This is a genomic window from Rhizobium leguminosarum, from assembly GCF_001679785.1.
GTDB classification, from domain to species: domain Bacteria; phylum Pseudomonadota; class Alphaproteobacteria; order Rhizobiales; family Rhizobiaceae; genus Rhizobium; species Rhizobium leguminosarum_R.
Window position 1 is genome coordinate 1,890,034 of the sequence record NZ_CP016286.1, and the last position, 19,476, is coordinate 1,909,509.

General features: G+C 63.3%; 18 protein-coding genes, 1 pseudogene and 1 riboswitch. Of the genes and pseudogenes, 4 read left to right on the forward strand and 15 right to left on the reverse strand.

Annotated elements, in window-relative coordinates; translation table 11 throughout:
- Positions 1–3: 3 nt before the first annotated feature.
- From BA011_RS09470 to BA011_RS09480, 3 genes are all read right to left on the reverse strand, one after another.
- Entirely contained in the window at positions 4–1,209 is a 1,206-nt protein-coding gene (locus tag BA011_RS09470; RefSeq protein WP_065280259.1) for a beta-ketoacyl-ACP synthase, read from the reverse strand.
- Positions 1,206–1,688 (reverse strand): 3-hydroxyacyl-ACP dehydratase FabZ family protein, encoded by a 483-nt coding sequence (locus BA011_RS09475; protein ID WP_003540474.1) that lies wholly within the window; start codon positions 1,686–1,688, stop codon positions 1,206–1,208. Before BA011_RS09475 ends, BA011_RS09470 begins: the two co-directional genes overlap by 4 nt.
- A gap of 203 nt (positions 1,689–1,891) precedes the next feature.
- Positions 1,892–2,170, reverse strand: coding sequence for an acyl carrier protein (locus BA011_RS09480; RefSeq protein ID WP_003540486.1), 279 nt, complete (start codon positions 2,168–2,170; stop codon positions 1,892–1,894).
- 425 nt (positions 2,171–2,595) lie between these two features.
- Between BA011_RS09480 and BA011_RS09485 the strand changes: the two genes are divergently transcribed.
- Positions 2,596–3,318 (forward strand): Crp/Fnr family transcriptional regulator, encoded by a 723-nt coding sequence (locus BA011_RS09485; RefSeq protein WP_065280260.1) that lies wholly within the window; start codon positions 2,596–2,598, stop codon positions 3,316–3,318.
- A 30-nt stretch (positions 3,319–3,348) separates the two neighbouring features.
- On the opposite strand, the gene BA011_RS09490 is transcribed toward BA011_RS09485, so the two are convergent.
- The 8 genes from BA011_RS09490 to BA011_RS09525 all read right to left on the reverse strand — a co-directional run bounded on the left by BA011_RS09490 (position 3,349) and on the right by BA011_RS09525 (position 10,047).
- Positions 3,349–3,780, reverse strand: a complete 432-nt coding sequence (locus tag BA011_RS09490) for a L,D-transpeptidase (RefSeq protein ID WP_017960829.1) — start codon at positions 3,778–3,780, stop codon at positions 3,349–3,351.
- A gap of 136 nt (positions 3,781–3,916) precedes the next feature.
- Positions 3,917–4,117 (reverse strand): ECs_2282 family putative zinc-binding protein, encoded by a 201-nt coding sequence (locus BA011_RS09495; protein WP_003540491.1) that lies wholly within the window; start codon positions 4,115–4,117, stop codon positions 3,917–3,919.
- Positions 4,118–4,210: 93 nt separating this feature from the next.
- Positions 4,211–5,191, reverse strand: a complete 981-nt coding sequence (gene cbiB, locus BA011_RS09500) for an adenosylcobinamide-phosphate synthase CbiB (RefSeq protein ID WP_065280261.1) — start codon at positions 5,189–5,191, stop codon at positions 4,211–4,213.
- Positions 5,188–6,273, reverse strand: a complete 1,086-nt coding sequence (locus BA011_RS09505; RefSeq protein ID WP_065280262.1) for a threonine-phosphate decarboxylase — start codon at positions 6,271–6,273, stop codon at positions 5,188–5,190. Before BA011_RS09505 ends, cbiB begins: the two co-directional genes overlap by 4 nt.
- Positions 6,270–7,580 (reverse strand): cobyrinate a,c-diamide synthase, encoded by a 1,311-nt coding sequence (locus BA011_RS09510; RefSeq protein WP_065280263.1) that lies wholly within the window; start codon positions 7,578–7,580, stop codon positions 6,270–6,272. The genes BA011_RS09505 and BA011_RS09510 overlap by 4 nt, the downstream gene beginning before the upstream one ends.
- Positions 7,577–8,416, reverse strand: a complete 840-nt coding sequence (gene cobA, locus BA011_RS09515; RefSeq protein ID WP_065280264.1) for a uroporphyrinogen-III C-methyltransferase — start codon at positions 8,414–8,416, stop codon at positions 7,577–7,579. The genes BA011_RS09510 and cobA overlap by 4 nt, the downstream gene beginning before the upstream one ends.
- A 187-nt stretch (positions 8,417–8,603) precedes the next feature.
- Positions 8,604–9,557: a nucleoside hydrolase gene (locus tag BA011_RS09520; RefSeq protein ID WP_065280265.1), complete on the reverse strand. Its 954-nt coding sequence runs from the start codon at positions 9,555–9,557 to the stop codon at positions 8,604–8,606.
- Positions 9,558–9,627: 70 nt separating this feature from the next.
- Positions 9,628–10,047, reverse strand: a complete 420-nt coding sequence (locus BA011_RS09525) for a cobalamin biosynthesis protein (protein ID WP_065282474.1) — start codon at positions 10,045–10,047, stop codon at positions 9,628–9,630.
- A gap of 101 nt (positions 10,048–10,148) precedes the next feature.
- Between BA011_RS09525 and BA011_RS09530 the strand changes: the two genes are divergently transcribed.
- The 3 genes from BA011_RS09530 (at position 10,149) to BA011_RS09540 (ending at position 12,205) form a co-directional block, all read left to right on the forward strand.
- The gene (locus BA011_RS09530; protein ID WP_065280266.1) at positions 10,149–10,934 is read left to right on the forward strand and encodes a TSUP family transporter; all 786 of its coding nucleotides are present in this window, start codon (positions 10,149–10,151) and stop codon (positions 10,932–10,934) included.
- A gap of 63 nt (positions 10,935–10,997) precedes the next feature.
- Positions 10,998–11,411: a nuclear transport factor 2 family protein gene (locus BA011_RS09535; RefSeq protein ID WP_017988609.1), complete on the forward strand. Its 414-nt coding sequence runs from the start codon at positions 10,998–11,000 to the stop codon at positions 11,409–11,411.
- Entirely contained in the window at positions 11,411–12,205 is a 795-nt protein-coding gene (locus BA011_RS09540) for a helix-turn-helix domain-containing protein (RefSeq protein WP_065280267.1), read from the forward strand. The genes BA011_RS09535 and BA011_RS09540 overlap by 1 nt, the downstream gene beginning before the upstream one ends.
- A gap of 4 nt (positions 12,206–12,209) precedes the next feature.
- On the opposite strand, the gene cobO is transcribed toward BA011_RS09540, so the two are convergent.
- The 4 genes and pseudogenes from cobO to cobU all read right to left on the reverse strand — a co-directional run bounded on the left by cobO (position 12,210) and on the right by cobU (position 18,603).
- Positions 12,210–12,845: a cob(I)yrinic acid a,c-diamide adenosyltransferase gene (gene cobO / locus BA011_RS09545; RefSeq protein WP_027668405.1), complete on the reverse strand. Its 636-nt coding sequence runs from the start codon at positions 12,843–12,845 to the stop codon at positions 12,210–12,212.
- Positions 12,838–17,035 (reverse strand): annotated as a pseudogene (cobN, locus tag BA011_RS09550) (cobaltochelatase subunit CobN). The gene cobO and the pseudogene cobN overlap by 8 nt, the downstream one beginning before the upstream one ends.
- Positions 17,036–17,039: 4 nt before the next feature.
- Positions 17,040–18,089, reverse strand: coding sequence for a cobalamin biosynthesis protein CobW (gene cobW, locus BA011_RS09555; RefSeq protein ID WP_065280268.1), 1,050 nt, complete (start codon positions 18,087–18,089; stop codon positions 17,040–17,042).
- Between the two features lie 4 nt (positions 18,090–18,093).
- On the reverse strand, positions 18,094–18,603 hold the full coding sequence (cobU, locus tag BA011_RS09560) for a bifunctional adenosylcobinamide kinase/adenosylcobinamide-phosphate guanylyltransferase (protein WP_065280269.1): 510 nt from the start codon (positions 18,601–18,603) through the stop codon (positions 18,094–18,096).
- A 376-nt stretch (positions 18,604–18,979) separates the two neighbouring features.
- Positions 18,980–19,376, reverse strand: a riboswitch (cobalamin riboswitch).
- Positions 19,377–19,476: the final 100 nt, after the last annotated feature.

Here is a 19,476-nt window from a genome sequence, read left to right on the forward strand (position 1 = left end):
TCCTCACGCATCTGCGGAAAGAACGGCAACACCCTCGCCGCGCTGGTGTCCGACCGTGGTCACGACGGCGGCCGTGGCCCCTGCCCGCATCGGCGCCTCATGAGCGGCATCGAACGGCGGAACCTTGGCCTTGCCGTCGACGGCAAGGGCTGCAAGCGCTAGACCCAGCGTGAACTGCGTCTCGATCGTATGGCCGGTGACGCCGCCGAAGCCGCGGATCGCAACGTCGGGCAATTGATGTTCGAGCACGGCCCGCTCGCGAGCGGCAAGATCGTGCATGCCGGTCGATCCGGAAAAGATCGCCGTGCTCTCAGTGGCAAGCCCGGCAGCCGGCGCCAAAAGCCGCTCCAGCCGAACTTCGAGATTGCCGGAATTGCGGTTGCCGCGGTCGCCCTCGACCGCGTCGATGACAGCATAGATATGGGCGCCGCGGGCTTCAGCATGTTTGCGCGATTCGAGCACCAGGAAGGCGCCTGCCGAACCGGTGATCATGCCGCCGCCGTCGCTCGGCTTGCGCGACCAGAGCGGCACCCAGTCGCCGCGCGCATGGGCGCCGATCGCTTCGGTGAGCAGGATCATATCAGGCCGCTCAGCCGCGAAGGCGCCTCCAACAAGTGCATGCGAGGATTCGCCTGATTTGATGCGGTAGAAGGCGGTCTCGACGGCGGATATGCCGGCCGCTTCCTCGCCCATGAAGGTGCGCGACGAACCGGTGACCTTGTGCACGATCGAGATATTGCCGGCGAGCAGGTTGGACAGCTGGGCGAGGAACAGTGTCGGCCTCAGCTCGGTCGTCAGCTTCTCGTTGAGCAGCAACTCGCGGTCATTGCGCTTCAGCGCTTCGTCGACGATCAGTGTGTCGACATTGATGTCGCGCTCGCCGCCGCCGGCCGCCACGATCATGTCCATCGTGCCGCAGGCGTCGATATCATCCTTGAAACCGGCGTCATCGAGCGCAAGGCCGGCGGCGAAGACGCCGATGCGCTGCCAATTCTCCATCTGGCGCTGATCGCCGCGCTTGGCGATCTGCTGCGACCAGTCGATCTCGGGCAGCGGATGCACCGGATAGGGCTTGAACTTCTCGGTCTCGACGATCGCCTTCGGGGTGCTCGCGGCCGAAAGCAGCGCGATATGCGCGTCCTTGCCGACGCCCTGACAGGTGACGATGCCGATGCCCGAGATGACGACGTCGTTTGCAGCCTTGCTCATCCAATCACTCCCTGCGCCGCGATCGCTTCGAGAAGCCCGATCTCGCCGGCACGTTTCTTCACGATATCGCCGAGCGGCACCTCGGAAAACGGCATGGTGCGCAGTTTCAGCTGCGCATCGCAGACCTTCTTGCCGCCGCTGGTGATTTTAGCCTTGGTGACCGCGAAACCCGAACCGTCATGCTCCAGCACCGCCTCGATGTCGAGCACCGCTTCCGGTTCGACGAAGGTGCGCATCTTGGCGCCGTCGACCGTCATCAGGAAGGGCATGGCGGCAAAATTGGTGACGGCAAGCACCAGCATGCCGGAGGCCTGGGCCATGGTCTCGATCAGGAGCACGCCGGGAACGAGCGGCATGCCGGGAAAATGACCCTCGAAGACGGGGCTCTTCGCCGGCACGACGGATCGCGCCTTAAGCGTGCCCTTCTTCAGGTCCACCGCTTCGACGCGGTCAATCATCTGGAAATATTCCAGCAGCATTCGGATCCTCCGGCCCGACAGGCCAGATCCGCCCGCCGGTGACGCCTAAAGCGCGTCTGGTTCGCACGTTAGGTCTTTGTTTTATGCATGCCGTTGTCCCAAAACCGCTGCGCACTTTTGGGCCGCATGCACTAGTTAGGAACGAAACCGCCCGGCCGCCATATTCAGGGCGGCAGGGCGTTCAAAAAAGACTGTTATATCGCTCAGGCCTTGGCTGCTTTGAGCTCGTCGATCTTGGCGCAGAGGTTCTTCAGCACGAAGTATTCTTCGGTGGAAACCTTGCCTTCGTTGACTTCCTGCGTCCACTTTTCGAGCGGGATCTTGATGCCGAATTCCTTGTCGATCGCAAAGACGATGTCGAGGAAATCGAGGCTGTCGATACCGAGGTCGTCGATCGTATGGCTCTCCGGCGTGATCGTCGCGCGGTCGATCTCGCTGGTTTCTGCAATAATGTCGGCAACTTTATCGAATGTAGCGGTCACGCGCTGTACCTCATGAAATGACGATTTAAACCCCCTCATAGGCAAATCCATTTCAAAAGCCAATGCTTTCGTCCCGGCGTTGCGGCAATTTGCCGGCTGGGTGTTGCCTAAACAGCAATGGAATGCCGGCCTTTGCTGTCACCCAGGGCGCAAGGCGATGCCGCTTTAGAAAGCCCGCCCTGTCGGCGGGGCGAAGAAGCCATCCGAATCAAACCCGCGGGACGGCCTCTTCTCGGCGCTTCCAACAACTGCCAGCGCGCGGAAACTTTGATCTGGATCAGATCGCGATCCCGGCGAAATTGATAATCATCAAGCCGCGCTGGAAGAAATCGGGATAGCCGAACCCGCAATCGCGGCGTAATCGTCTAGGGTATGCCCGGCATGCGCAGCCATACCGGCACAGGCGGTTTCGAAGGGATCAGGACATGGACGTCGCACGCAGTGAGGTTTCCGACGCCGGCACTCTCGTCGCCTGCCGTTCCTGCCAGGCGCGGCACGGCGTCGTCTGCGGCGCGCTGTCCAGCAGCCAGCTCCGGGAGCTTGGCCGCCACTCGCTACGCCGCAAGGTCGATGTCGGCAGCGAGATCATCGCTCAAGGCTCGGAAAGCTCTTTCTATTCGAACATCATGCGCGGGGTAGTGAAACTCTGCAAGGTGATGCCGGACGGGCGCCAACAGATCGTCGGCCTGCAATTCGCCCCCGATTTCGTCGGCAGGCCCTTCGTGCGCGAAAGCACGCTGTCGGCCGAGGCTGCGACCGATTCCGAAATCTGCGTCTTCCCGCGCAACCTGCTCGACCGCATGATATCGGAGACACCGGAACTGCAGCGCAGCCTGCACGATCAGGCGCTGAAGGAGCTGGATGCCGCGCGCGAATGGATGCTGACGCTCGGCCGCCGCACCGCCGAGGAGAAGGTCGCAAGCCTGCTCCACCTCATCGCCACCCACGCCGAACCGCAAACGGCCACAAGCACCGCCTTCGACCTGCCGCTATCCCGCGCCGAGATCGCCGATTTCCTCGGATTGACGATCGAAACCGTCAGCCGCCAGATGACCAGGCTGCGCAAGAGCGGCGTCATTCGCATCGAGAATTTCCGACATATCATCGTCCCCGACATGGATGAACTGGAGCGGATGATCAGCGCATAAGAGGGATCATCGCGGCGCATAACCGTTCGGTTAGCGCGTAATGACCACGCGGGTATTGGCAAGGCCGGCCTGCCGCGTCAGCGAGAAGAATTGGGCGGCATTGTCGGGGTGCAGGCGAACGCAGCCATGCGAAGCCGGCCGGCCCAGGCGCTTCAGGTCGAAAGTCGCGTGAACGGCGTAACCGCCGTTGAAGAATACGGCGAAGGGCATCGGCGCATTGTCGTATTTGCGCGAGCGATGATCGCGTGACAGCCACTTGGCGCTCCACGAACCGGTCGGCGTGACATAGCCGTTGCGCGCGGTCGAAACCTTCCAGCGATACTTGACAAAGCCGTTCTCGGAAACAGTCATCGTCTGCTTGCCGATGCTGATATTGGCGACCAGCGTTGCTGCCTGAGCAGCAACAGGAGAAAACTGCAGCAATAAACTTGCGGCCGCAGCCGCCAAAATCGTCTTCATCATAACCCCTCTTCGAACTCGCGCAGCTTAATTGCGCCCTCACGAAAGAGAGACTACGGCAATCCTTATTAGATTGCTTTAATCTGAATGGTAATCACAATTTTAACGGCGCATGGCAGCAAGCGGGTGGGCCGCAGGCTTACTGAAGCTTGCGCTTCGCCCCAGCCTGATTGAGCCCTTGGTAGGCCTTGTTCATCTTCTCGCGGATCGAGGCCATGGTCCCGAGATTATGGCCGCAGGCGGCACAGGTGATGATGTCGGTCTCCCGGATCTCGGGACGCTCGAACTTCATCTTGGTGCTCTTGCACTTTGGGCACGGTAATTCAACCTGAACTGTCATCGCTCTGTTTCCGGTCTGGTAGGGTTATGAGGCGTTTCGCATAAACGTTTGAGTGGGAGCTGTCTACCGAGGCGTGGTCGTACCGTGCCGCGTCTACAGAAAACACAAGAAAAGCCCGAACGTCACACCGGCGAGCACCATGCAGCTGGCATAGAATACCGATACGCCGTCCTCGATGTCGCCTGAGGTCGCCACGTCGCGGCCGGTGTCGTTGATCATCGGTTCACGCACGATGACGCCGCCGTAGATGCGCGGCCCGGCGAGCTGGACGTTCAGCGCACCTGCCATGGCCGCCTCCGGCCTGCCGGAGTTCGGCGAACGGTGCAGGGCCCCGTCGCGCATCGCCACGCGGATCGCCTCACGGCCGGCGCTTATTCCCCGCCGGATCCAGGCGCCGGCGGCAATCAGCAGGATTGATAGGCGCGCGGCCGGCCAGTTGGCGATATCGTCGAGTCGGGCGGCGGCCCAGCCGAAGTCGATGTATTTTTCCGACTTATGGCCGATCATCGAATCCGCCGTGTTCAGCATCTTGTAGGCGAAGAGCCCCGGCAGGCCGAAGATGGCATACCAGAGCGCCGGCGCCACGACGCCGTCGGAGAAATTCTCGGCAAGGCTTTCGATCGCCGCGCGGCAGACGGCAGGCTCGTCCAGCGTCTCGGGATCGCGTCCGACGATACGGGAAACGGCGGCCCGCCCGCCGGCAAGCCCCTCGTCGCGTAAGGCGACGGCGACGGCCGCGACGTGATCGGCAAGGCTCTTCTGCGCCAGGAAGATCGCCACCAGCCCGGTCTCCAGCAAGATGCCGACGAGGCCGAACAGCGCGAAGAACCGGTTGAACACGAAGCCTGCGGCTATCGCCACCAGAAGCAGCGCCAGGATGGCGGCGATACCGTTCATTCGGCGTTGCGAGCCGGTGAGACTTGCCGGGTTGAGCTGCCGGTCGGCATAGGAGATCGCCGCGCCGAACATGACGACGGGATGCGGCATCCGCGACCACAGCCATTGCGGATCGCCGGCGATCCGGTCGAGCAGCAGGGCCAGAAGCAGTACGAGAAGCTTTTCGTCGATCGTCATCGCTCAAATCTCTGAAGGGCTTCGCCAAGCCGCCTGTCTGCCGCCGGATCAGGCGGCAGCCCGAAACGCAGCCAATCCGGCGCATAGTCGAACTTGCGGACGAGAATATGATGGCGGCAGAGATGCGTGTAAATGTCGCCGGCCCTCGCATCGGCGACAAGGGTGAAGAGCGCCGTCCCTCCGGAGATTTGCAACCCGGCGCCCCTCAGCACCGCATGCAGGCCGGCGTTGCGCTCATCGATGCGGCCGCGGATCGGAGAGACATCCGAGCGCAGCAGCGAACCTGCAATCGAAAGAGCCGGGCCGGAGACTGCCCAGGGACCGAGCCAGTCCTCGAAACGCTCGAGAATATCATCCCGCGCAATGGCAAAACCGAGCCGCAGGCCGGCAAGTCCGAAGAACTTGCCGAAAGAGCGGAAGATGATGAGGTTCGGAAGCTGCGGCGCCCGGAATGCGAGGCTGAGCGCCGGATCGGTATCACCGAAGGCCTCGTCGACGACAAGAAACCCGTTTGCCGATTTCATCTTATCGTGCAGGGCAATCAGCGTTCCGGTCGGCCATATCAACCCATCGGGGTTGTTCGGATTGACGACGACGGTCAGCCGATGCTCGCTCCCGATCGCGGCAAGATCGTCGACCGCATCGACGGCAAAACCGGCAGAGGCGAAGGCACGCGCATATTCCCCATAGGTCGGCGATACCACGGCAACCTTGTTGTCCGTCACGGCGATCCTATCGTCCGTCACGGCAACCTTGTTGTCCGTCACAGCGACCCTGTTGTCCGTGACGCCAACCAGCCTACCCGCCTCGACGAGGCGTGGCAGAAGCTGGATCACCGATTGCGTGCCTGGCACCGGCAGCGGCAGGATCTCACCGCTGCCATAGTGATCGCGCGCCGCACGCCTCGCCTCGTCGACGAGGTGCCGGTCCGGCAGGCGGTGCCAGGCTCGCGCCGGAATGTCAGGCAGGGCGACAGGGCACGGATTGATGCCCGTGGAAAGATCGAGCCAGTCGTCCGGCCTGCCGCCGAAGGTAGCGGCAGCCGCGGTGATGCCGCCGCCATGGACGATCGGTGCGCTCATGCAGCCGTTGCTCCGGCTAGATCGATCAGATGCATGTAGGACCCCGCCACCTGCCCGCACCGGAGCCCGGCTGCACCCAGATCGGTCCCGAGCGCATCCTGCACCTGGAAAAGCCGTTTGCCCTCGCCCTCGGAGACGACGCTGGAATAGTGGAATTCATGGGCCGTCATCATCCGCGCGAAGAAGGCGCCGTCGAGCGGCACGACACGGCGATAGCCAAGATGGCGCTTTCGCTCGGCATAGCTGGTAACGACGGGCAGCAGGCCGAGCATCTGATGGCGCTTGCCCTCCGCATCGATCAGCCCGTCGCCGAGCACCATGTAGCCGCCGCACTCGCCGTAAATCCTGACGCCGCGCGCCGCCGCGTCGAGCATGCCGGCGCGGAAATTCTGCGCCTCCGCGAGCCGTCCGGCATGCAGCTCAGGATAACCGCCAGGCAGATAGATCGCATCGGCATCGGTAGCTGGTGCCTCGTCGGCAAGCGGCGAGAAAAAGGAGAGCGCAGCACCCCGGCGGCGCCAGCCGAGCAGCATATGCTCGTAGCAAAAGGCAAAAGCGACATCGCGTGCCACGGCAATGCGTGTGCCCAGCGGCGGCAGCCGGTCGATATTGGCGGCCGACGGCCGGTTAAGCCCTTGCTTTGCAATGCGTAGCAGAAATTCGAAATTGCATTCCTCGGAAACCGCATCCGCCGCATTGTCGATGAAAGTGTCGAGGGTTGCATGTTCGCCGGCCTGGACGAGGCCGAGATGGCGCTCCGGCAGGGAAAGCGCCTTGTCGTTGCCGATCACGGCGATGACAGGCATGCGGATAGCCTCCAGCGCCTGTCGCAGCATCGCTTCGTGCCGGTCACTGCCGACCTTGTTGAGGATGACACCGGCAACGCGGACATTGGCGCGGAAGCCGGCAAAACCGGCAACCAGCGGCGCCACTGACTGCGACATGCGCGAGGCGTCGACGACGAGCACCACGGAAAGCCCCAGCTGGGCGGCGAGGTCGGCCGCCGTTCCCTTTCCGTCGGCCGCGCCGTCGAAAAGCCCCATCATCGCCTCGATGACGAGGATGCGGTCGCCGGAACGGTGAAGGGCGGCATTGGCCGAGATCAGTTCCGGGCGCATCGCCCAGGGATCGAAATTCAGGCAAAGCGTGCCGCTCGCGGCCGCATGAAAGGCAGGATCGATATAGTCGGGGCCGGCCTTGCCGGGCGCGACCGCGATGCCGCGCCGGCGAAGCGCTCGGAGCAGCCCGAGCGTCACCGTCGTCTTGCCGGCGCCGGAGGAAGGTGCTGCGATCAGGAGGCCGCTCATGCCGTCACCTTGCCGGAACGGCGGAATGGATCGGGTTGCAGCCGCCGTCCGCCGAGGGCGCCGAGCCAATCGAGCGAGGCCCTGAGCCGCACCACCTCGCCAACGACGACCACCGCCGGCGGCTCCAGGCCGGAGGCAGCAACGGCCTCGATCGCCTCTCCAAGCGTCGTCTCCAGCACCTGCTGACGGCCGGTGGCAGCATTGCAGACGAAGGCAACGGGCTCCGACGGCAGCCGCCCGGCAGCGATCAGATTGGCGCTGATCTCGGCGATATGTTTCATCGCCATATACATCACGATGACGGGCGAGCCCCGGCCGATCGCCTCCCAATTGATCCGCTCGGGGACGATGCCCGAGGAATCATGGCCGGTGAGGAAAGTGACAGCATGGTTGATGTCGCGATGCGTCACCGGAATGCCGGCATAGGCGAGCCCGCCGATACCGGCGGTGATGCCGGGCACGATGCGGAAGGGGATATTGTGTTCGACCAACATCAGCGCCTCTTCGCCGCCGCGACCGAAGACGAAGGGATCGCCGCCCTTCAGCCGCAGCACCCGCTTGCCGGCGCGCGCCAGTTCCACCAGCCGCAGCGAGATGTCGCGCTGTTTGGCCGAAGGCTTGCCGCCGCGCTTGCCGGCATATTCCACCAACGTTTCCGGCCGCGCCAGCGCCAGGCATTCTTCGTTGACCAGCGCGTCGTGAACAATGACGTCAGCCTCGGAAAGCCCTTTGGCGGCGAGCAGCGTCAGAAGCCCGGGATCGCCGGGACCGGCGCCGACGAGCCAGACGCTGCCCGGCTCAAGCGCCGGAAGATGGGAGAATGCGGCATCGATCATGTTGCTGATCTAGGCCCCGTAAGGGGTAAGGTCAACGCCGTCAGCACCGCCTCACTCGAAGTTGCTGAGATGACCATGACTCACTTTGCGAGGGAGCGAATTCAAATCCTCGGGAAATCCGAATAACACTATGAATTATGGTCGTATTGTCGCGGAGCCGGCTGCGCCGCAGCCGGCTCCCAAGCGGTCAGGCTGCAAGCAGCGTGTTGCGGATGAGGTCGAGGACCTTTCTCGACTCAATGCCGGTGCAGACCACCTGGCTCGGCAGGCCATCCCAGGCGCCGTCAGGTGGAAAACGCCGTCCGTCCGGCCTGACGATCGTCTGACCGTCGGCGATGCCGCCGCAGACGACACGCACCGCACCCGATATCGACGAGAACAACTCCGGCGCCACGGCATAGACGCAAGCGCAGCTGTCATGCACCATCATGCCGTCTTCGACCGCATGCTTGTAGAAGTCGATGTAGGACTGCGAAAGTGCGTCGAGCTGCTTGACCGCCCTGTCACCCCTAGCTGCCATTTCACCGAGATAGCTGCGGCTCATCGTGGTGATTGCAGTGACATCGAGGCCGATGACGGCCACCTTCCACGGCGCGGTCATGACGATGTCGGCAGCCTCGGGATCACCGTGGATATTGGCCTCGGCGACCGGCGAGACATTGCCCGGCACATAGAAATTGCCGCCCATGATGACGACGTCCTTCGCCAGCGTCGCAATCTCCGGGTCTTCCTTCAGCGCCAGCGCCAGATTGGTCATTCGGCCAACGGCGACGAGTCGCACTTCGCCCGGATGGGCGCGTACCGTGTCGATGATAAAGCGATGCGCCGGGCGCGGATCGAGCGGCAGGTCGATCGTCTCCGGTACGTCGATATCGCCGAGACCGTTGTCGCCATGCACCATGGCCGGCCATGGCCGCTCCGCGCGCGAGGAATCGATGGTGACGCTGGCGCCTTTGGAAACGGGTGCCGGAATATTCCATTCGCGCTTGAGGAAGAGCGCATTGCGCGTCGTCGTCTCGACCGAGGCGTTGCCGAAGACCGTGGTGATGCCGAGAAGCTCGATTTCGGGATGACGATGCAGGAAGAGAAGCGCCATGGCGTCGTCGACGCCAGGGTCAGTGTCATAAATGACCTTGTGCATGAGATATCCTCTAGATGTGAACCGTGAGGCTGCCGGACGGCGCCGTGAATTGGCGCCAACATAACGCCGATCACGCTTTCTGCAACCCGCTGCGGGCAACTGCCGCCGTCGCATGTGCAGATTTGATCTTGGCGACAGCAAGCTCGGCATTCGGCCCCGCAGCGGCCAGCGCAGCTGCCTCGGAGACCCCATGGCAGCCGACGCGGGCAAAGACAATCGCGGAGGGATTCGCGAGCCGCGGCGTCTCCTCCTCCAGCCGCAGCGCGCCGAAGAACACGGCAGGCACGGAAAAATGCGCGGCAACGGCAAGGATCGCCGGCTCCAATCTTCGGCTGTCGATCGAGGCAATAGCTGTGAGTTCCGCCGCGCCGATAGCGGCTGCGTCGAGCGCCTCGATCGCAAGCGCCAGCATCTCGGCAGGCGGCGTGCCGCGCTCGCAGCCGAGGCCGAGCACGTGGCGCCTCGCCGTATCGAAAGAGATATCGCTCATGGAAACCGTCAAATACGCCCTGCCCATGTCTTTGCAGACATTGCAGCTCGGGACGGCAAATGCAACAAGGCCCTCCGAAATCCCTTGCCCGAAAGACCACCTTGCCCGATATCACATTCCATCTGCTTCTGCTGCTCTGCGCGGCGGCTTTCTTTGCCGGGTTCGTCGATTCCATTGCCGGCGGCGGCGGCCTCATCACCGTCCCCGTCATGCTGATCGCAGGTTTTCCGCCGCTCCAGACCCTCGGCACCAACAAGGTGCAGTCCCTCTTCGGCGCGGCCTCGGCCACGATCGCCTATGCCCGCAAGGGCCATGTGCAGCTTGCGGAACAATTGCCGATGGCGCTGATGGCTGTCATGGGCGGTTCGCTCGGCGCGGCACTCGCCACGATCGTTCCAGGCCAGATGCTGCAGGCCATCATGCCGGTGCTCCTGGTGGCGATCGCCATCTTCTTCGCCGTCAAGCCGAACCTCAACGACCTCGACACTTACCGCCGCATGACCCCCTTTACCTTCGGCCTGACCCTGGTGCCCATTATCGGCTTCTATGATGGCGTCTTCGGCCCCGGCACGGGCTCCTTCTTCATGCTGGCCTTCGTCACGCTCGCCGGCTTCGGCATGCTGAAGGCGACGGCCCACACCAAGCTTCTCAATCTTGGCTCGAATTTCGGCGCGCTGATCGTCTTCGCAAGCTTCGGCGCGATACTCTGGAAGATCGGCCTGTTGATGGGTGCTTGCCAGTTCCTCGGCGCGCAGCTGGGCTCGCGGCTAGCCATGCGCATCGGCGCAAAGCTCATCAAGCCGCTGCTCGTGATCGTCTGCGTCGCCCTTGCGGTAAAGCTGCTCGCCGACCCGGAAAATCCGCTGCGTGTCTGGCTCGGCGTCTGACACGACCCCTCGACCCTCTTCCATTACCTCTGGCGTAATTGATAAGGTGCATCGCCTTCCCGCATGATCGGACTGCCTGGAACTGACGGGCGATCAAAAGGAGATGACCCGATGAACGACGCAAACACCAACGCAGAGCGCTATCTCGCCATCTGGAACGAGACGGATGCCGCTCGCCGTCGCGCTCTCATCGCCGAGAGCTGGAGCAAAGCCGCGACCTATATCGACCCACTGATGCGCGGCGAAGGCCATGAGCAGATCAATTCGCTGGTCGAGGCGGTACAAAGCCGCTTCCCCGGCTTCCGCTTCGCCCTGATCGGGGCGGCCGACGGCTACGGCGACAACCTGCGCTTCTCCTGGGGCCTCGGCCCGGAAAACGGCGATGCGCTAATCAAGGGCACGGATTTCGCCGAGCTCGAAGGCGGCAAGCTGAAATCCGTCCGCGGTTTCATAGATTTGCTGCCGGAAGCCGCCTGATGACGCCGACCGCCCGCTCCCTTGGAGACCATCTGCGCGAATGGCGCCAGCGCCGCCGCATGAGCCAGCTCGACCTCGCGCTGGAGGCAGAGATCTCGCAGCGGCATCTGAGCTTCATCGAGAGCGGGCGCTCGACACCGAGCCGCGACATGCTGCTGCATCTTGCCGAACGGCTCGACGTGCCCCTTCGCGATAGGAACCCGCTGCTGCTCGCGGCGGGTTTCGCTCCTGTTTTTGCCGAACGCGCGCTCGACGATCCCGCATTGGAACCGGCCCGTCGCGCCATCGACATGGTGCTGAAAGGGCACGAGCCCTTCCCAGCAATCGCTGTCGACCGCCATTGGACACTCATCGCGGCCAATGCGGCCATCGCTCCGCTGCTCTCAGCCGTTGCCGACCAGTCTCTGCTCACGCCACCCGTCAACGTACTGCGCCTCAGCCTGCATCCACAAGGATTGGCGCCCCATATCAAAAACCTTTCCGAGTGGCGCGCCCACCTTATCGGCAGGCTGCGCCAACAGCTCTCGGCTTCGGGCGATCCAATGTTGGACAAGCTTTTGAAGGAGTTGCTGTCCTATCCAACGCCTAAAACTGCTGGCGAGGTCCATACCGACTATGCCGGCATCGCCGTTCCCCTTCAGCTTTCGACCAAGGCCGGCTTGCTTTCCCTGATCTCGACAACGACTGTGTTCGGCACGCCTGTCGAAATCACTTTGTCGGAACTCGCGGTCGAATCCTTCTTCCCGGCAGATGAGGAAACGGCTGCCATCCTGCGCAGCCTCGCGCTCAACTGACGCCTCAGAACTCCACGCCCGGCTGGCCCTTGATGCCGGAGCGGAAGGGATGTTTGACGAGTTCCATCTCGGTCACCAGATCGGCGATTTCGATCAGTTCTTCCTTGGCGTTGCGCCCCGTCAGCACGACATGTGTCATGGCGGGCTTCTCGTTCTTCAGGAAAGTGACGACGTCGTTGATGTCGAGATAGTCGTAGCGTAGTGCGATGTTGATCTCGTCGAGCAGCACCATGGAATTGCGCTCGTCGCGGATCAGCTCCTTGGCCTTTTCCCAGGCGGCTGAGGCTGCGGCGACATCGCGGGCGCGGTCCTGCGTTTCCCAGGTGAAACCTTCTCCCATCGTGTGGAACTGGCAGAGATCGGAGAAATGCTTCTCGATCAGGTCACGCTCTCCGGTCCACATCGCACCCTTGATGAACTGCACGACGGCCGAAGGCTTGCCGTGGGCGATATGGCGGAAGATCATCCCGAAGGCCGCCGAGGACTTGCCCTTGCCCTTGCCCGTATGAACGATGATCAGGCCCTTGCCATCGGTCTTGGTCGCCATGATCTTGTCGCGCGCGGCCTTCTTCTTCGCCATTTTCTCGGCGTGGCGCGCATCATCCTTGCCGGTTTCGTTTTCCGGGATCTCGTCACTCATAGCTCACCTCATTCTGTTGTTTGCAGCCAGATGGAACCGGGCCGAATTGCTGCGCGGCGTCCAGAGGCTGCGGTCGATCGCCTCGCACAGCCGCTCTCTCATTTCGTCGAATGCCGCAGGGTTCTTCTCGATCATGAAGTCGCGCACGCCGGCATCGGCGACAAAGGCTTGGTAGACGGCCTCGAAATGATGTTCGCCGACTGCGCCCGTCGTCGCCGAAAAGGCGAAGAGATAATCGACCGTAGCAGCGATCTCGGCAGCGCCCTTGTAGCCGTGGCGCATGACACCCGATATCCATTTCGGATTGACGACGCGCCCGCGCACGACCCGGCCGATCTCCTCTTCCAGCGAACGGATCACCGGCTTTTCCGGCCTGGAATGGTCGTTGTGATAGATCTCGGGACGCGCACCAGTGAGCTGTCCGGCCGCCGCCGCCATGCCGCCCTCGAACTGGTAATAATCGTCGCTGTCGAGCAGATCGTGCTCGCGATTGTCCTGGTTCTGAATGACGGCCTGCACCGAGCGCAGCCGCTCCTCGAACAGACCGCGTTCGGCCTTGCCCTCCTCGCCGGCGCCATAGGCATAGCTGCCCCAGACGAGATAGGCCTCGGCAAGATCGGCGCGCCGCTCCCAGCCCTTCTCGTCGATCAGCGCCTGCAGGCCGGCGCCGTAAGCGCCGGGCTTCGAGCCGAAGACGCGGTAGCCCGCCCGCCGCGCTGCCGTCTTCTCGTCGAGACCCGCAGCCGCAAGCCGCGCCGCCTCGCCGCGCATGCGCTCGGCAATGGGATTGTCGGCAACATCCTCCTCCAGCGCGCCGACGGCGCGGATCGCCTTGTCGAACAGTGCGATCTGCTCGGGAAAGGCATCGCGGAAGAAGCCGGAAATGCGGAGCGTCACGTCGACGCGCGGCCGCCCGAGCATCGCCGGCGGAATGATCTCGTAGCCGGTGACCCGGCGCGAGCTCATGTCCCAGAGCGGCTTGACGCCGATCAGCGCCAGGGCCTGGGCGATATCGTCGCCGCCGGTGCGCATGTTCGAAGTGCCCCAGGCCGTCAGCCCGAAGGAGACAGGCCATTCGCCGTGATCCTGCACATAGCGGCGGATAAGCAGTTCCGCCGATTTCTTGCCGAGTTCGTAGGCGGCCGGCGTCGGGACGGCGCGGCTGTCGACCGAATAGAAATTCCGCCCGGTCGGCAGCACATCGGGCCGCCCGCGCGTCGGCGCGCCGGAAGGGCCGGGCGCCACGAAGCGGCCGTCGAGGCCTTTGAGCAGGCCGGCGATTTCGGCCGGGCCGGAGGCGAGGATGGAGGGCTTAAGACGGGTTTCGATCTCGGAGAGTACCGATCTGGCTTGGGACCAGAGGGTTGGACAATCCATCTCGCCGGAAACGAACTTCGCCGAGAGTAGTTCGATGCGCTCGACGGTGTCTCCATTGGTTCGCCATGGAGCATCGAGGATATCGGCGAGAATCTCAGGTCGCGGGCCGGTCCAAACGGCGGCCATGTCACAATCGAGAGGGTCGAAGATGGAGGCCCCCCCTCTGTCCTGCCGGACATCTCCCCCACAAGGGGGGAGATCGAGGATGAGAGGCCCCGCTCAATCTCATGCTTCGAAGGTGCGGCATCTTCAAACGGTTCTTTTTCGGGAAGCCCAAGCGACTTGCCGATCTCCCCCCTTGTGGGGGAGATGTCCGGCAGGACAGAGGGGGGTATCCCCCGCATGCCGCCGCCCAAGCCCGCATCCGCCGCGATCGCCCGCTGCAAGCTCGCATCCCCACCCTCACCCAGCCCGCGCGGCACCCGCGCCAGCGCCACGGTCAGGTCCGTCAGCAGCCGCCCCTCTGGCGACACACCGAACACATGCAGTCCATCGCGGATCTGCATTTCCTTGAGGTCGCAGAGATAGGCGTCGAGCTTCTTCAGAGCCTCGCCCTCGCTTTCGCCCTTCGCAATCCCGGCATCCCGGTCGAGGCCGATATCGGTCACGAGATCGAGGATCTGACGGCTGAGCAGACGAATGCGGCGGGGATCGCCGCCGGAGGCCTCGTAATATTCGTCGACCAGTGCCTCCAGATCCTTCAATGGCCCGTAGCTCTCCGCCCGCGTCAGCGGCGGTGTCAGGTGATCAATAATGACGGCACTGGCCCTGCGCTTGGCCTGCGTGCCCTCGCCCGGATCGTTGACGATGAAAGGATAGAGGTGCGGCAGCGGCCCGAGAATCGCTTCCGGATAACATGTCTCCGACAGCGCCAGCGACTTGCCGGGCAGCCATTCGAGATTGCCGTGTTTGCCCATGTGGATGACGGCATGAGCGCCGAATTTCTCGCGCAGAAAAGCATAGAAGGCGAGATAACCGTGCAGCGGCACGAGATCCGGCGAATGGTAGCTCTCCTTCGGATCGATATTGTAGCCGCGCGCCGGCTGGATGCCGACGAGCACCTCGCCGAAACGGGCGAACGGCAGAGCGAAGACGCCCTCGCGAAAATACGGATCGTCTTGCGGGCTGCCCCAGCGGGCTCTCACCTCATCCTGAATCTTATTGGGAAGAGATTCCAGGAAGCTGTTGTAGCGACTCAGGGAAAGTGTCTCGCGAATGATCTTTCCGTCGGAACCGGAATTGGTCGGCCCTTCCATCAGGTGGCGGATCAGCGCATCGCCATCGGCGGGAATCTCGGCGACCGGATAACCCGCCGCCCGCATAGCCTTCAGCACCTCGATGGTGCCTTCAGGCGTATCCAAGCCGACGCCGTTGCCAAGCCGACCGTCGCGGTTCGGATAATTCGCCATGACGAGCGCGATGCGCCGGTTGTGCGCTGACGTCTTCCGCAGCCGTGCCCAATTGGCGGCAAGCTCCGCCGTATAGTGCACCCGGCCGGCATCGGCCTGGCTGGCGACGATATTGGTCTCGACGGCAGCATCGTAGCGCGCCGCCGTCTTGAACGAGATCGCCCGCGCCAGCACCCGGCCGTCGACCTCGGGCAGCGCCACGTTCATGCCGAGATCGCGCGCCGACAGGCCTTGTGAGGAAGAGAGCCATGCCTCCCTCGACGAGGCCGACAGGATCGCCTGCAGCACGATCGCCTCATTCGCCTCCAGCACCGTCGGCTGCCGGTCTGCACCTGGCGCGGAGACGGCAAAGCCCGTCGTGTTGATGACGACATCGGGTTTCAGCGTCGAAAACACGCTTTCGAGAATGCCTGTGGAAACCGGATCCTTGAGGCTATAGGCAAAGACCGGCAGCGGCCGGAGGCCGAGTGTCGTCAGCGCCCCGACTAGAGCTTCGATCGGCCCGGTCTCGCCGCTTTGGACGAGGGCGCGGTAGAAGCTGATGGCGACTGTCGGGGGTTCAAATCCCTCCTCCGCTACCATTACCCGCACACCCCCCTCTGTCCTGCCGGACATCTCCCCCACAAGGGGGGAGATCAGGGATGAGAGGCCTCGTTCCATCTCCTCGGACGAAAGTGCGGCATCCTCCGACGTTTCGTTTGTGGGAAGCCTCAGCGACTTGCCAATCTCCCCCCTTGTGGGGGAGATGTCCGGCAGGACAGAGGGGGGTATCTCGAGCTCTGCGGATAAGGCGGGCACCACACCCGAAGACACCGCGGCAACAGCAACCCGCCGCCACTCCTCAACCCCGATCAACCCCCGCCCCGGCCACCAAATACCTGCCTTCATCAGCGGCACAGCCGGCGCCGGCTTCTCGGCGCCCGACAGCATCGCCTCGGCATAGTCAAGAAAAGCCTGCGCGTTGGCATCGCCGCCCTCGATCAGATAGGCCCAGAGCGCATTGAGATCGTCGAGATCAACATTGGAGAAAGGCACAAGCCCCGCATCCGGCCTGGCATCGCCCGGCAAGACCGCAATCAGTGCACCGGCGCGGGCCGCAGCCGCATGCAGCGCTTCCAGCGCATAGTGGAAATAGCTGGCACCGCCGAGAGCGCGCACGATAATCAGCTTGGCATGCCGCACCGTGCGCTCGACATAGGTATCAACAGACATCGGGTGCTTGAGGCTCATCAGGCTGGCGAGTCTCAGCGAAGGTGCCGCCCCGCGCTCGCGATGGGCGGTTGCGATCGCGGCAAGCTCGCTGTCGGCCGCCGACAGGAACAGGATATCGCCCGGCGTCTGCCCGAAGTCGATTGCCTCCTCGCCGTCGCTGATCGTTCCCTGTTGAACCAGAAGCAGATGCATCCGTCTATGCCAGCGCTTCGATCGCCGCCCTTACCGCGTCCTGATCCATTTCGCGCAGGCCGATAACGACAAGGCGCGTGGCGCGCTTTTCGCTCGCGCCCCAAGCACGGTCGAAATAATGGTCGATACGGCTGCCGACGGCCTGGAGCTGCAGCCGCATCGGCTTGTCCGAGACATCGACGAAACCCTTGAGGCGCAGCACATCATGGGCTGAAATAACAGTCTTCAGCGACTCAATGAAGCCGGCGGGATCGGCGACCGGGCCGAGCTCGACGACGAAGCTGTCAAATTCGTCATGGTCGTGCGGCGCACCGTCCTCCTGCTCCAGCTCGTGATGCGACTTGCGATTGGCAACATCGTCCTCCGTGCCGATGCCCAGGCCGAGCAGGATGCCGGCCGACACCTCCCCGTTCCGTGCCTCGATCATCACGGGCTTGCGCACCGTACGGGAGGCGACCTCGTCGCGCACCCTGATGAGGCCGGCAGCGTCGATCAGGTCGGTCTTGTTGAGCACGATGAGATCGGCGCAGGTCAGCTGATCCTCGAACAACTCCTCGATCGGGCTCTCGTGATCGAGCGACTCATCCTCGGCGCGGCGCGCGTCGACGGCATTATGGTCATCGGCGAAACGACCGGCGGCAACGGCAGCACTATCGACCACCGTGATGACGCCGTCGACGGTCACCTGGGTGCGAATGTCGGGCCAGTTGAAGGCGGCGACCAGCGGCTGCGGCAGGGCAAGGCCAGAAGTCTCGATGACGATATGGTCGGGCCTCTGCTCGCGCTCGAGCAGCTTCGTCATCGTCGGAATGAAATCGTCCGCAACCGTGCAGCATATGCAGCCATTGGTGAGCTCGATGATGTCGTCCTCGGTGCAATTCTCCGCACCGCAGCCCTTCAGCACGTCGCCGTCGACGCCGAGATCGCCGAATTCGTTGATGATCAACGCAATCTTCTTGCCACCGGCATTGGTGAGCAGGTTGCGGATCATCGTCGTCTTGCCGGCGCCGAGGAAGCCGGTGATGACGGTTGCGGGAATCTTCTGCTGGTTCATGGACTTAACCCTTCATTTTCAGCGGCAGGCCTGCCGCGATGAAATAGACTTCAGCGGCCTTCGCCGCGATCGATTGGTGCAGCCGGCCGGCATGATCGCGAAAATCCCGCGCCATGCGATTGTCCGGCACGATGCCGAGACCCACCTCGTTGGAAACGAAAACGAGCCGCGCTTTCGCGGCGGGAAGGAAATCGGCAAGGGCGGCAAATTCCGTCGCCATATCGCGCTCCTCGATCATCAGATTGGTGACCCAGAGCGTCAGGCAATCGATGAGGACGATGCGCCCCTCGCCGTCGATGGCGGTAAGCTTGCCGACGAGGTCGAGCGGCTCTTCATGCGTCGTCCAGGACGGACCACGATCGGCCTGGTGTTGGGCGATGCGCGCCTGCATCTCCTCGTCCCAGGCGCGGCCGGTCGCGACATAGTGACGGTCGAGGCCGGTCGCGGTGACAAGGGCTTCGGCGAAGCGCGACTTGCCGGAGCGCGCGCCGCCCAGGATGAAGGTGGCGGTCATATTCAAACGCCCCTCAGGGAGGGTGCGTAGCCGTGGCTTGCTCCGAGTGCATCTGTCTCGGTTACTGAGGGTGTGACACCCCCCTCTGTCCTGCCGGACATCTCCCCCACAAGGGGGGAGATTGAATCGCCGAGAGCTTTTCTCCAAACAATTGATGTAGGACGACGGTCGTGCTGCTTGCCGATCTCCCTCCTTGTGGGGGAGATGTCCGGCAGGACAGAGGGGGGTACCCAGCATTCGACATAAGCGGCCGAAAACACTCCTCCTGCAGCGCTGCTTGGAGGCGTGGCGTGCGCCGCACCAGGCCGCGCTGAATTCAATCGTTCAGCCAAGACAACCTCCGTGCTGGCAACGGGCATAGTGCCCAGGTGTGGGCTTCTCGCCCGGCACGCATGGCAGGTCTCCTGGCTCGCGGTTATCGGCCGCGATCGGGGCAGACCGGAAACCGGTCGCCCTGATCGTGCCAGCGGATCATCCTCGCCTTCCCGGCTGCATCAGTGAAAAGGTGGACGATTCGTAGACTTGAGAGGCGTCCGACCCCGGTTGATCACCATGCATATCCAGTGGCTTTTCCGGCATGTCGTCCATCCCGCCCGCTTGCACTATTGCAAGCCGTCAGCCGAAAGGCCTGATGCCGGATGGAAGACCCTGACCGCTCTACAGTCGCGGGGTCGGCTGTGATGAAGGCGCCCGGCTTGGGTCCGCCCCGTCACATTCCCTTTTCATCCGGAGGGGCGCAACACCGATCCGGAACCATCCGTTATGTCAGGATGGTCAGTCGACCATCCGTTATCCGGATGGTTAGGCAAGCGCAGGGATGAAGTCAACCGGCCTTGGCGGCCGCCCAATCGCCAGTTCACAGGCGTGGCTACC